The 13,231-nt window shown below is 46.1% G+C and carries 12 protein-coding genes; all 12 read left to right on the top strand.

What is annotated here, in order from left to right; genetic code table 11:
- The coding region (locus tag GCU44_RS04875; RefSeq protein WP_154854557.1) for a helix-turn-helix domain-containing protein at positions 1 to 285 on the top strand (285 nt) is incomplete at its 5' end.
- Positions 286 to 1,643: 1,358 nt separating this feature from the next.
- Complete coding sequence (locus tag GCU44_RS04880) at positions 1,644 to 2,222, top strand: hypothetical protein (RefSeq protein WP_154854559.1); 579 nt, start codon at positions 1,644 to 1,646, stop codon at positions 2,220 to 2,222.
- Between the two features lie 170 nt (positions 2,223 to 2,392).
- Positions 2,393 to 2,986 (top strand): hypothetical protein, encoded by a 594-nt coding sequence (locus tag GCU44_RS04885; RefSeq protein ID WP_154854562.1) that lies wholly within the window; start codon positions 2,393 to 2,395, stop codon positions 2,984 to 2,986.
- Positions 2,983 to 3,429 carry a hypothetical protein gene (locus tag GCU44_RS04890; RefSeq protein ID WP_154854565.1) on the top strand — a complete coding sequence of 149 codons (447 nt, stop codon included), beginning with the start codon at positions 2,983 to 2,985 and terminating at the stop codon, positions 3,427 to 3,429. Before GCU44_RS04885 ends, GCU44_RS04890 begins: the two co-directional genes overlap by 4 nt.
- Before the next feature lie 213 nt (positions 3,430 to 3,642).
- Entirely contained in the window at positions 3,643 to 3,765 is a 123-nt protein-coding gene (locus GCU44_RS23370) for a hypothetical protein (protein WP_262885310.1), read from the top strand.
- Positions 3,766 to 4,358: 593 nt separating this feature from the next.
- Entirely contained in the window at positions 4,359 to 4,997 is a 639-nt protein-coding gene (locus GCU44_RS04895; RefSeq protein ID WP_154854569.1) for a Crp/Fnr family transcriptional regulator, read from the top strand.
- 71 nt (positions 4,998 to 5,068) lie between these two features.
- Positions 5,069 to 5,278 carry a (4Fe-4S)-binding protein gene (locus GCU44_RS04900; protein WP_154854571.1) on the top strand — a complete coding sequence of 70 codons (210 nt, stop codon included), beginning with the start codon at positions 5,069 to 5,071 and terminating at the stop codon, positions 5,276 to 5,278.
- A 3-nt stretch (positions 5,279 to 5,281) separates the two neighbouring features.
- Positions 5,282 to 6,790 carry a glutamate synthase-related protein gene (locus GCU44_RS04905; protein WP_154854574.1) on the top strand — a complete coding sequence of 503 codons (1,509 nt, stop codon included), beginning with the start codon at positions 5,282 to 5,284 and terminating at the stop codon, positions 6,788 to 6,790.
- Between the two features lie 469 nt (positions 6,791 to 7,259).
- Positions 7,260 to 7,658 carry a hypothetical protein gene (locus GCU44_RS23170; RefSeq protein ID WP_206670807.1) on the top strand — a complete coding sequence of 133 codons (399 nt, stop codon included), beginning with the start codon at positions 7,260 to 7,262 and terminating at the stop codon, positions 7,656 to 7,658.
- Positions 7,659 to 7,773: 115 nt separating this feature from the next.
- Positions 7,774 to 9,096: a PQQ-dependent sugar dehydrogenase gene (locus GCU44_RS04915; protein WP_154854577.1), complete on the top strand. Its 1,323-nt coding sequence runs from the start codon at positions 7,774 to 7,776 to the stop codon at positions 9,094 to 9,096.
- A gap of 427 nt (positions 9,097 to 9,523) precedes the next feature.
- Positions 9,524 to 11,725: a DUF5916 domain-containing protein gene (locus GCU44_RS04920; protein WP_161993892.1), complete on the top strand. Its 2,202-nt coding sequence runs from the start codon at positions 9,524 to 9,526 to the stop codon at positions 11,723 to 11,725.
- A gap of 155 nt (positions 11,726 to 11,880) precedes the next feature.
- Complete coding sequence (locus GCU44_RS04925) at positions 11,881 to 13,068, top strand: PQQ-dependent sugar dehydrogenase (protein WP_154854583.1); 1,188 nt, start codon at positions 11,881 to 11,883, stop codon at positions 13,066 to 13,068.
- The last annotated feature ends 163 nt before the right edge of the window (positions 13,069 to 13,231 follow it).

The following is a 13,231-nucleotide window of genomic DNA, read 5'->3' on the forward strand; positions in this document are numbered from 1 at the left end:
ACAAAAAGCTGGAAAACCATAAAAGATGATGTGTATGGAATGAAAGGCACATCACGAAGAGACGAACTTGAAAGAGATTTTGAATCATTTAAGATCGGGATATTATTAAAGAAAGCCAGGGAGGACAGAAATTTGACTCAGGAGCAACTGGCGGAATTAGTAGACAAGAAAAGAGCCTACATTTCAAGAGTCGAAAATAACGGAAGTAATCTGACACTTAAAACACTCTTCGACATAGTAGAAAAAGGATTGGGAGGAAAAGTCAAAATTTCCATTGAAGTTTGAAAACCAAATACGCGCTATAACATCACCTTGAATCCAGCGGGATTTCCGGTAAAGATTTTAGTAAGCACTCTTAAAAATACTCGGTCAGGACAGGAAGAAAAGGGCTCCGGAAGAACCCGCCGTCTCCAAGCTGAATAACGTGTGTGACTTGAAGTCACAGCGCCTTGAAACAGCTTATTGCCATGCTGATGTACGGATGGGAGAATCCCGGTAAAGTGGGACGGCCTCTCGAAGAAGGCCTTCTGGGGAGTTTTCAAAATGCTGCTGCAAAGGAAACGATGTGGTAGTGAGCGAGGGGTTTAAAGGCGGGAGCAAAGACTTGGGCAGTTGCGCCTTGAAGAGCTGATCCTCCGCGGCGGAGATCCAATAATAAAGCCCCGAAATGGCAAGATGAAGAGAAAAGCGGGTGGGTACGTTTGCACCACACGACCAAGTAAAACGGAAACCGGATTTGTGGGTCGGATAGACGAGGATTTTCCGCCCCTACAGGGCTTAGGAGGCAGTTATTTTGGGTATTTATCACAGGGCTGCACCCTGTGCCGGGGTATTTCGCGCTTTCAGCGCTTGGAGTTTTCAATAGAGAATGGTATGCGTTGCTAGATAACGGTCAGGGATTCGGTTAGTAATAAGCGCTGGCGCCTAACTCCAATTGCCTACTTTTAGCCCTGAAAGGGCGTCATCTCCCAGCGATGGGTGCAGCCCATCGTCGCGATGTCAGTATTTTTTTGGTAGCCCTGTAGGGGCGCGATAGGTTTCTAATCAACGATTACACTTGCAAATAGAACAAAATTCAAATATCTTTAACCGGCTGGTTTTTTGATAATTAGAATAGTTGTACAACAGGCCAGTCCCTTGTTAAAATTTATATTCACCTAATCTTCTATCCAAAAAATCGTCTCCCATTAATAAATAATGCGGTTGAGGGCTCGCTCCATCGTTAGTTGGGTGGTATTTGTAATAAAGTAGATGGTCAGGTTATCAAAATTGGTGGTGGTACATACCGATCAGGTTCACATGTTTTGTTTGCTACCGAAAAAAGGTCGTTTGGGTAAATTTACTTTAAAGATCCGAAATCCTATTCCTCAAAATGGGTGAAGAAACAAGGAATAGGATTGAAAAATTTCTATTGGCAGAGAGGTTATGGCGCTTTTTCAGTAGATCTTTCGGAAGTTGAAACCTTCAGACAGAAGGACAACTAGATCGAAAAAAACGAAAAGACGTTTTCAATGCAATTGAACACCGAAAACGCTGGCATGGTCCGGCCTGAATATCCACATGACACAGGATTTGCGATAATGCTCCCTAAAGGGTCGCAAGACGCTTATTCTAACCTTTGTGCGAAATAAAACCAATGTCGGATGAAGCAATTTACACGTAACGATTGGCTACTAAAGAACTTCCTGGGATTTGCTTTATCCTATTCTATTTACAGTCTACTGGCACATGGCTATACAGGAGGGCATGATTATGAACTTAGTTTTGCTCAATTTTTGGCTCATACGGTAGCTCTTATTGTAGTAGGATCGATCGTTGGCGTTGCCCAATATTCTGCGCTATCAGAAAGCTATAACCTAAGGTCTTCAAAAATCATTGTTGTCCCGCTGTTTTTTGTAGCTTTTTTTTGGATAGGATATTATCTCTCAGGGCCACCACTTGACATAATTCTTGGGTTTCCGGTACTTGGTTCTGTATTGTGGATTTTTGATGAAAAGATTAGGAAATTAACCATTCCCTATAAAATTCTTGCGTATTGCGGTTTCTTCTGTGGTGCTTTGGTGGGAGGAATGGTATTAACCCTCATTGACACACAAACCGGAATTATTGGTAAAATGCAAGACAGTATTGGGCTTCATACGATCATGTGGCTTATTTTGGCGTTACCGACAGCTGTGATCGGAGGATGGATAAGTGGAATTTCGATAAAAAAGTCTCTTTAAAAGTACGGAATATAAGGATGCAAATAAAAATAGGCGAAACAGTAGTAAACGGAAGGCTTTTGGCTCGTTTCAAAGTAAGTGCTTATCCGCAATTTTTGTGCTTTGAAATCGCCGGCTTTTTATATACCAACTCTTAGGTCTCATTGTAAAATAACACTGTAACAAAGAAAATGCTAGGCACTTTTAAACAAAATATACAACTTGACAAATTCTTTCGGGACGGAAACAACTTTGCAATCAAAAGACAATCGGACTATATTTCATATACCGAATTTTTAAAATATTTCAGCGACCTAAATACTATAACTCGACACAACTTAATTATCGGTATAAATTTTACTTATGGTTGGATGCCGACAATTTTTGACTTCCGTTCAGATAACTTTAAAGAAGCACTTGACATTTTGAATGATGCAAAAACAGGTGTCAAGCCAACAGTTGAGAATTTAGTTTTACTAAAAGGCCTTCTGAACAATTCGTTAGTAGGAACAACCAAGCTTTTGCATTTTATCAACCCTGACAATTTTGCTATTTGGGACAGTAGAGTTTACCGCTACTTGACAAACCAAGAACCCTACAACAATAGAATTGGTAATTGCAATACCTACATAGACTACTTGGCGTTTTGCGACTACTTGACCAAACAATCGGAGTTTGAAACATTGCAAAAAATTATTGAATCGAAAATTGGATATTCTATGACAGCATTTAGAGTAGCAGAATTGGTAATGTACTCAAATGGAATTAATAAGATGAAAGAATGAAAAGGAAAGAGTTTGAAAAGGAGTTTTTAACCTACAACAAAAATGGAAAACAAGTTTGGGTAATAACCAAAGTGAAGGAATTACCGAAAGAAATTGTTATTATGGCAAAAAACCTTGCTGACTTGGATTTTATAAAGTTCGTAAGAGTATCAGACGAATCACTTTCTGCATCTAGTGAAAATTATCCAAACAGACCAAAAGTTCCAATAACTGATATGAACCACGACACAGCAATAGGAGTACAAATACTTTACAGCACCGATTACAAGACTATTGACTTTTTCGATATTAATTCCCCAGTCAAAGGAAATGGAAATAAAATGGTAGACGCTATTTTAAAAGACTTACCAAAAGATTGGCAACCCGCTGTTTTAATGGATTGGAGTGACGGATTTTGGGATAAAATGAGGGCGAAATATAAAAATATTGAATGGTTAATGTAAATCTAAAATGACTACTTTAACCAGACAATACAAACTGAATATAAACGAAGAAGAACAACGAAGACATAACAGCACCTACCCAAAAGTGGCGGTTCAGTGGTTAAATCAAGCTTTGTGCTTCTATCAACGTTTGTGCTTGGTTGGCAGGGAAGTGCTTCGAAATCGCCACCTTTAGGTAGCTGCAAAACGTGTGTGACTTGAAGTCACAGCGCCTTGAAACAGCTCATTGACATGCTGATGTACGGATGGGAGAATCCCGGTAAAGTGGGACGGCCTCCCGAAGACGGCCTTCTGGGGAGTTTTCAAAATGCCGCTGCAAAGGAAACGATGTGGTAGTGAGCGAGGGGTTTAAAAGCGGGAGCGATGACTCGGACCGTTGGGCCTTGATGAGCTGATCCCCCGCGGCGGAGGGCCAATGATAAAGTCCCGAAAGGGCAAGATGGAGAGAAAAGCGGGTGGGTACGTTTGCACCCGCGACCAAGCACAACGGAAACCGGATTTGTGGGTCGGATAGAAGAGCCTGTTCCGCCCCTACAGGGCTTGGGAGGCCGGGATTGAGGGTATTTATCACAGGGCTGCACCCTGTGCCGGGGTATTTCGCGCTTTCAGCGCTTGGAGTTTTCAATAGAGAATGGTATGCGTTGCTAGATAACGGTCAGGGATTCGGTTAGTAATTAGCTCTGGCGCCTAACTCCAATTGCCTACTTTTAGCCCTGAAAGGGCGTTATCTCCCAGCGATGGGTGCAGCCCATCGTGAAGGAGCCCGTATCGTATCTGAGCCCTGTAGGGGCGGGATAGGTTCCCGTAAACCGATGTAGGGATCGATGTTGCCAAAACAGTATCGTCACCAACTAGTAAAAGTGGCCGCTTGGTATCAAAAAAAAATCCGTTCACGCTTGATTCCTTACCCGAAATCCTTAATTTGACCAATGAGAACAGGAAATGTGCTGTTGCATCTAGTACCTATATATGCAACGCTTCTTCCAGGACATACCTTTATACCCAGGTTGGCATGCATTATTAAGAACATGAAATCGATAGTAGAAATATTACACAATGATGCTGGATCTTTAACAATGACATTTGGCAAAGGAGAAATCATACAGAAGCCCAATTCTCTTAATACGCATGCGATTTATGTGAAAAAGGGGCTTTTGAGAAGCTATATCATTGATAGCAATGGCAAGGAGCACATCTATATGTTTGCTGCTGAAAATTGGATTATTGGAGATATTGAAGCTATGGAATACCAACAACCTACAGCATTGTTTATTGACTGCCTCGAAGCTTCTGAAATTATTTTCTTTAATAACGACATTTTGTTCAAGCCTAACCTCGACCAATCACAAATCCTTGAAAATGTGAAACTGCTAACCAGACGCATTGGCCGCCTTCAAAGAAGAGTCTTAATGCTTATGGGAGCTCCTGCAGCTGACCGATATAACTATTTTTTGGAGATTTATCCCGACCTAATAAATCGTGTCCCACTGAAATTGATTGCTTCGTTCTTAGGCATAGCCCCACAGACACTCAGCACCATAAGAGGTAAAATCGCTCGATCTGAGTAATTTCATTTCTTCATCTATGTGAATGCATTTTTCATGCTCAGTATGGAAATTTGAAAAAAAATGATCATACCATGAAAAAGGAATATACCAACGGTGAAATCACCATTAAATGGCAACCAAAGCTTTGTCAACATGCAGGAGTTTGTGTGCAGTCACTTCCCTCTGTTTACAATCCTAAGGAGTCTCCCTGGATTAAAATTGAAAATGCTTCAACAGAAGAATTAAAAAACCAGATTTCAAATTGTCCATCTGGGGCTTTAAGTTTTACCATAAACACATAAGCAATGCGTAAACCAAAAATAGCGGATAGAAAACCAATTAAAGTTGAATTGCAAAAAGGAGAAGAGCAATATTGGTGTGCCTGTGGGTTGAGCAAGAATCAACCCTTTTGTGACGGCTCCCATAGAAGTACTGACATCACGCCGAAAAAATTTGTGCCTGAAGAATCAGGAGATGCCTATTTGTGTATGTGCAAACATTCTAAAAATGCACCTTACTGTGATGGAACACACGCCAAACTGAAAGAAGAAGGCTCTTCCGATACCGAAGCACCTATCAATGATGGCCCAACAAAAGAAGAACCAACCATTGCATACATTAAAGAACTCGCTAGAAATGGCTTATCCAAAACTGGGCATCATGGAGAAATGGGTGCCATGGGTGTTCCGATACCTGAATTGCCACAGTGGAAGGATATCCAAATCTTAGCAGCACAAATGGCCACCAAACCGCTAATGGAAGATGTGCCAGTTGGCTCAGAGCTAATTATTGGGCCAAATGCTAAAAAACCACTGAAATTGGCTATACCATTATTTGTATCGGATATGAGTTTTGGCGCACTGTCTGAAGAAGCTAAAATTGCATTGGCAAAAGGCGCAGAGTTAGCTGGAACTGGAATTTGTTCAGGAGAGGGAGGTATGCTTGAAGAAGAACGACAAGCTAATTCCCGATATTTTTATGAGTTAGCATCTGCCAAATTCGGTTTTGACTGGGATAAACTAAAAAGGGTTCAAGCTTTTCATTTCAAAGGCGGACAAGGGGCAAAAACAGGTACCGGAGGTCATTTATCAGGAAATAAAGTGGTTGGAAAAATTGCACAAGTACGAAACCTTGAAGAAGGGACAGCAGCCGTATCACCTCCTACTTTTGACGATTTACATACGCCGGAGGATTTTAAAGCCTTTGCAGATAAGGTTCGTGAAATCTCTGGTGGCATTCCAATTGGATTTAAACTATCTGCCAATCACATAGAAGAAGATATTCAATTTGCATTAGACGCAAGTGCCGACTACATTATTTTGGATGGTAGAGGTGGTGGAACTGGCGCTGCACCATTGATATTTAGAAATAATATTTCAGTTCCTACCATTCCTTCATTAGCCAGGGCAAGACATTATCTGGACAAAGTAGATAGAAAAGACGTCACGTTAATTATTACCGGTGGAATCCGTGTACCCGAGGACTTTATTAAGGCTATGGCTTTAGGCGCAGATGGAATTGCCCTATCTAATTCCGCCTTACAATCCATAGGTTGTATAGCGGCAAGAATGTGCAATACAAACAACTGTCCTGCAGGCGTTGCTACTCAAAAACCAGAACTAAGAAAGCTCTTGAATGTTGACAAATCGGCAAAGCAACTGTTTAACTTCTTTTCTGCCTCTACCCAACTTATGAAAGTCATGGCCAGGGCATGTGGTCACAATCATTTAAATCAATTCAACCAAAATGACATTACCACGTGGAAAAAGGATATGGCAGATTTAGCTGGGATTAGATTCGCTGGAATGAAATAAAACGACACGCCAACAATGCATAAAAGCATAGCGGTTTGGGTATGAACTCGAACCGCTATTGCATTAATAAACTATCTTGCTATCCGAAAGTAACGTGCATTTAAGCCGCTACCGCTCATACACGTGATCATTGGAGAACAATTTCGTTTTCTGCGCAGGGTTTTTAGACCAAATCAAATGTATGAATTCGCCTCTCCCATAACAGGCAAAAAGTTTCACGCTCCGGAAGGGTCATGTTGGAAAAAAGTTGAATCAGAATAATTCAGACTACTCAAAGAGGGAAGGATGTATTTTGAGAAAGACGGAAATGCAATGCCACAGGGAATTCAGTTTCTTTTTGATATTGAAGGTATTACACCTTGGACCTTATGAAGAAGTCGGGCACACAGATGAATTTCTCTCAGGAATCAAGGTCATAGCCGAGCAGTATGTCATTTTTGCCGATAAATGCCTGCTCACCAAAAAGTTCATGAAAAAGCATCGTATCATTTTTAAAAAAATTCCAAGGGACATCACTAACTGGGTAAAAGGAAGAGTCACAGCAGGAACGCTGGTACACTTACCGGAACGCGAGGAATTTGGAAAGTACCTACTGTTTTTTCATGGTTCAGGTCCCAAATCCGAGGGGGAAGGAGATTTTGATAAAAATGCATCGATTGGGATGCCTGGAGCGATGATCTACTCAATTGGGATTGGCCCGGAAAGAATAACTAGTCGCGCCAACCGGTCAGGTCCAAAAGCGGTTGAAGCCAAAGCGATCGTACAGCGAACGTTCGAACCGTTTCACCCATTGGAAAATGGTTCAACGATGCCTAACTCAGTGGAAGAAAAACAGGACGAATCCCGGTACATCGGGGCAGACCTTTGAAATAGCGCCTTGATTTATAGTTCCGGTCACCCCCGAGATAGGGCAGAACAAGAAATAAAATTTGTTTGGAAGGGGCATTCGCTGTATATTTAACTTCATTCCAAACCAGCAAACCATGAATTACACCCACTACTTGTACTCCTGTTTGGTCGCCCTGCTCTTTACTGCCGCTTGTGGCAGTCCCTCTGAGAAAGCGGCGGCCCCCACGCCCTATTTTACGGCCGATGAAGATCAGGGCGGATTGAATTTAGGTTCCGGACTTCAGGCCTACGTGGTCGCCGAAGACCTGGGACGAGGCCGCCACCTGGCGGTGAATGAAAACGGCGACATTTACATGAACCTGCGGGAAGCCACCGATGAAGGGGGTATTGTAGCCCTGCGGGATACCGACGGCGATGGACGAGCGGACGATATCCAATACTTTGGTGATTTTGGAGGCACCGGAATGGCCTTTTACAAGGGTAACCTGTATGCCTCGAACGACAGTACCGTGTTCCGGTTTACCTTTTCGGGAGACAACCTGATTCCGGATAATGCCGCTGCACCCGATACGATCGTTTCCGGTCTGCCCGTGCAGACCTCCCATGCGGTAAAGCCCTTTACCTTTGACGAAGAGGGCTACATATATGTAAATGTGGGCGCGCCGTCCAATGCCTGCCAGGAACAGGACCGCACCCAACGTTCCCCCGCCATGGATCCTTGTCCGCTATTGGAGCGGCAGGGAGGTATCTGGCGTTTTGAAGCCGAGACAATCGGGCAAACCCAATTGGAGCACGGGTACCGCTTTTCCACCGGGATCCGAAATGCAGTGGCACTGGACTATAACTCGGCAGACGGACACGTTTACGTGGTACAGCACGGCCGGGACATGTTGCATGCGCTTTTTCCGGAGATGTATTCCGAAGAGGAGAGTGCGGAGCAACCCGCCGAAGAAATGTTTCGGCTAAGCGACGGAGCCGATTTTGGCTGGCCGTATTGTTACTACGATCCGTCTCAGGACAAGCGGCTGACCGCTCCGGAATACGGAGGGGACCGGCAGCAAGCGGATCGCTGCGAAGGGACGGAGGACCCCGTCATGACCTTTCCTGCCCACTGGGCGCCCAATGACCTGCTGTTTTACACCGGTGATCAGCTGCCGGAAAGCTACAAGGGTACGGCTTTGGTGGCCTTTCACGGTTCCTGGAACCGGGCTCCTCTGGAGCAGAAAGGGTATTTTGTCGCCGCTGTTCCGTTCGAAAATGGCTCGCCGACCGGGAGTTACGAGGCCTTTGCAGAAGGGTTTGCCGGGGTAGCGACGATCGAAGCACCCAGCGATGCCCGGCATCGGCCCACCGGCCTGGCACAGGCGCCGGATGGTACCGTACTTATTTCCGATTCCGTAACCGGAAAGATCTGGCGGGTATTTTACCAGGAGGACGAAACCGTAGCCATGAACTAATTTTTCGTTTTTTTAAGATTCAAAAAACATGTTTAGTAAAAAAGCCGGTTTTCCGTCGCGAGACCGGCTTTTTTCATTCGCTTTGGTTTTGGGGCGCGCATGTTTCGACACCGATTGGCTTTTTCTGAACGAGTGTCCGGGAAATTATATCAATGCATGTACCTCGCGAACCTCCTAACCTACCTATCTTTTGATAAACGGTTGCAATTTTTGTCTATGGGTGTTTATTTTTAAGCCGAATAAAATGGAAATGGTATGTAAAAATAAAGCAGTGGTTATTTTTTTACCCATTACCTCCATTTAAAACAAGAAAAAAAATTAAATTTGGCAGCAAATGGGGGTGATGTTGATCTTACTGTCAGGTATTCCCGCCTTAACCACTTTCGTATACTTGAGCCTACAGACTTTACCACGCACCCCTTATCGCATGATGCGTTCCGTTCCCTTCTTTATCGTACTTTTCGTACACAGTTCGTTTCTATGGGGCCAATCGACTACCGAGACACTGGCCGACTATCGGTTTCAAATTCAGCGGGCAGTAGATCCCCTGGTAGTGGACGGAAAACTGGACGAACAGTCCTGGGCGGAGGCCGAAGTGGTGAGCGACTTTTGGATGCAACAGCCGCTTGACGGCATCAAAGCAGGTCCCCGCACCGAGGTGCGCATGACCTACGATGCCGACCATGTCTACATCGCCGCCACCTGTTACGACGTGCAGAACTACGTGGTACAGACTCTGGAGCGCGATAAAAGTTTTTTTGAAGGAGACGGTTTTGCGGTCATAATCGATCCCGTTAATAGCCGGACCAATGGGTTTTTTTTCGGGATTAGCCCGTTTAACGTACAATCGGAGGATCTTTTGGGGCCCAATGCACCCCGTGAACTCACCTTTAGCTGGGACAACCGCTGGTTTTCGGCCGTAACCCGGCTTCCCGACAGATACGTCGTGGAATTGGCCATTCCCTTCAAAACCCTTCGGTTTAAAAAGGACATAGCCACCTGGGGAATCAACTTTATCCGGAACAACATGGCGAAAAATGAGTATTACAGCTGGACGCCCATGCCGGTTAATTTTCGCCTCTACGACCTTGGCTACACGGGAGCGATGCGCTGGGATAAGGCTCCGGATAAAACGGGAACCAATATTTCGCTGATTCCCTACGTCACTTCTGGGGCGGTGCAGGATACCGACACCGAAATGACCACCGATCTGGGCATGGACGCAAAGGTAGCCATCACCTCTTCCCTGAATCTGGATTTGACCTTGAATCCGGATTTTTCCCAGGTGGACGTGGACGTGCAGCAAACCAATCTGACCCGATTCAACCTGCGGTTTCCGGAGCAACGGGATTTCTTTCTGGAAAACAACGACTTGTTTACGGGATTTGGGCCGAATTCGGCCAAGCCGATTTTTACCCGCAGGATCGGCTTGGACGAAAATAACCAACCCATTCCGATCGCCTACGGTGCCCGCCTGAGTGGTAACCTAAACCCGGACTTTCGAATCGGCCTGATGAACATCCGTACCCGGGCAACTCCCTCCCAGGCAGCTCAAAATTACAGCGTGGGGGTATTCAATCAAAGCCTTTGGGAACGATCGGTTCTCCGAGGCTATGTGACCAACCGGCAAGCACACACGGCCGGTAATGGAATCGATAAAACGGATTTTGGCCGAAATGCCGGAATGGAACTCAACTACCTAAACGAATCCGGGACCTGGAATTATTTTGGGGCTTTTCACCTCTCGGAAAAATCGCAGATCGGCATGGGAAATTACCGGCAACTTGGCTTTGAGTACGGAGGGAGAAAATGGAATTTCCGGCTGAATTACTACGGGATGGAAGACGATTACCATGCGGATATGGGCTTTATTCCGCAGATGCGAAATTACGATGCGCTGAACGATACGGTTTATCACCTGGGGATGGAGCATTTTCACGGGCGGATCGGCTATATCATTCGGCCGGAAAATGGTAGCCGAATCGTGGCGCACGATATTCAGTTGCGAAATACCATCAATTACTACACGGATTGGTCCTTTATGGATAACGAATTGCGCCTGGATTACCAAATACGTTTTCGAAACACCAGCAGGGTTGATTTTCAGGCGCAGGGATTGGATACCCGCTTGCTCTTCCATACCGGCTTTACCGAAGGGGAGCCGCTGCAGCCGGGGCTGTACCGCTACCCACGGGTAAGTTTGTCCTACAGTTCCGATGCCCGAACTGGCCTGCCCTTTCGCGGGGAAATTGGATCGGGGCGGTTTTACAACGGATACCTGACCTCGTATTTGCTCGAGCTGAACCTTCGACGGCAGCCCTGGGGCTTGTTTTCTCTCTCCTGGGAGCAAAATGCCCTTTCCCTGCCGGAGCCCCATGGGGCATCCACGCTCACACTTATCAGCACCCGTAGCGAGATCAATTTTAGCACCAATATGTTTTGGACCAGCTTTTTGCAATACAATACGCAGCAGGAAAACTTCAATATCAACAGCCGCTTGCAATGGAGGTACCTGCCCATGTCGGATTTTTTTGTGGTGTATACCTACAACTATTCCTTTTCCCCCTTTATCGAAACCAGAAGAAACCAAGCTCTTTTGTTGAAATTTACGTACATGTTTACCATCTAGCCGGCAGCCCGCCTTGCGCGACAGAAAGCCAACGTCCAATTCGTGGCGGAGCTGACACCGGAACCTTTCTTCCCTAGTAAACGGGGTATTTTGCCGGCTGGCACATTGTTTGCCCGCTTTTTATTGTATTGATTTACATAAAACAATCGTTACCCATGATCCCTACCCGCCTCTTATTTGCCTGCAGTTTGTTTGCCGCCTTTTCCGCCTGTGTGCCGGAGGATTCCGACCCCGCTCCTGATCCGGTTGAAACCGGTGAGCCGCAATTGGTCAATGCCTTCCCCAGCCTTTCCTTTGACCGGCCCCTGGAGATGGTGCATGCGGGTGACGGATCCGATCGCTTGTTTGTCCTGGAGCAACGGGGAGTGATTTCGGTGTTTCCCAACGAACCGGCTACGGGGCAACGATCGGTTTTTCTCAATTTGGAAAACCAGGTGGACGACGCGGGCAACGAGGAAGGGCTGTTGGGCCTGGCGTTTCATCCAAACTATGCCAGCAACGGGTACTTCTACGTCAATTATACCGCATCCAATCCGGACCGGACGGTCGTCTCCCGATTTTCGGTGGCGGCCGCCGATCCCAATCGGGCGGATCCGGGGACGGAACGGGTCTTGCTGGAAATCGAGCAACCCTTTTCGAATCACAATGGGGGGCACCTGGCCTTTGGGCCCGATGGCTTTCTCTACGTGTCGGTAGGTGATGGTGGCTCCGGGGGTGATCCCCAAAACCACGGTCAGAATCCGCAAACGCTGTTAGGCACCATCCTACGACTGGATGTGGACCGGGAGGAAGGGAATTTGGCCTATGCCATCCCTGCGGACAATCCATTTGTCGGTAATCAGGAAGGGTTCCGGGAGGAGATATTTGCCTATGGGTTGAGAAATGTGTGGAAGTTTAGCTTTGACTCGGAGACCGGCGCATTGTGGGCGGCAGACGTGGGGCAAAACCGATTTGAAGAAATCAGTCTGATCGAAAGCGGTGGCAACTACGGATGGAATACCATGGAAGGCAACGCCTGTTTTTCTCCTTCGTCCAATTGCGCGCAGGAAGGGCTGGAATTACCCCTGTGGACCTATGATCATAGTCAGGGAGACGTGTCCGTGACCGGCGGCTACGTATACCGGGGAACGGCGCTTCCTGAATTGGCCGGTCGGTACGTCTTTGGCGATTTTGTTTCGGGGCGTATCTGGGCCCTGGATTTTTCGGAGACAAGCGAACCCATCGTATCCGAATTGGTGCAGGCTTCCTTTCCGGTAGCTTCCTTTGGTCTGGATCAGGAAGGCGAGCTCCTGATCAGCGGCTTTGATGGGAGGATTTACCGGATCGAATACAGCGGGGAGTAAGGAAACGTGGATCGTGTTTGGTTAAGGGGATCGTTTGGTAGGTAAACCAGCCCTTGTACCAGATCTGCAGCCTTCGTGTAAACCAGCCATTTTTTTAAAAGATGTTCGCCGATTTCATTGGCGGTTAGTTTACCGGTTTTGCAGCAAGGGTGCTAACTTTACG

The organism is Cyclobacterium xiamenense (assembly GCF_009467825.1).
Taxonomy (GTDB): Bacteria; Bacteroidota; Bacteroidia; order Cytophagales; family Cyclobacteriaceae; genus Cyclobacterium; species Cyclobacterium xiamenense.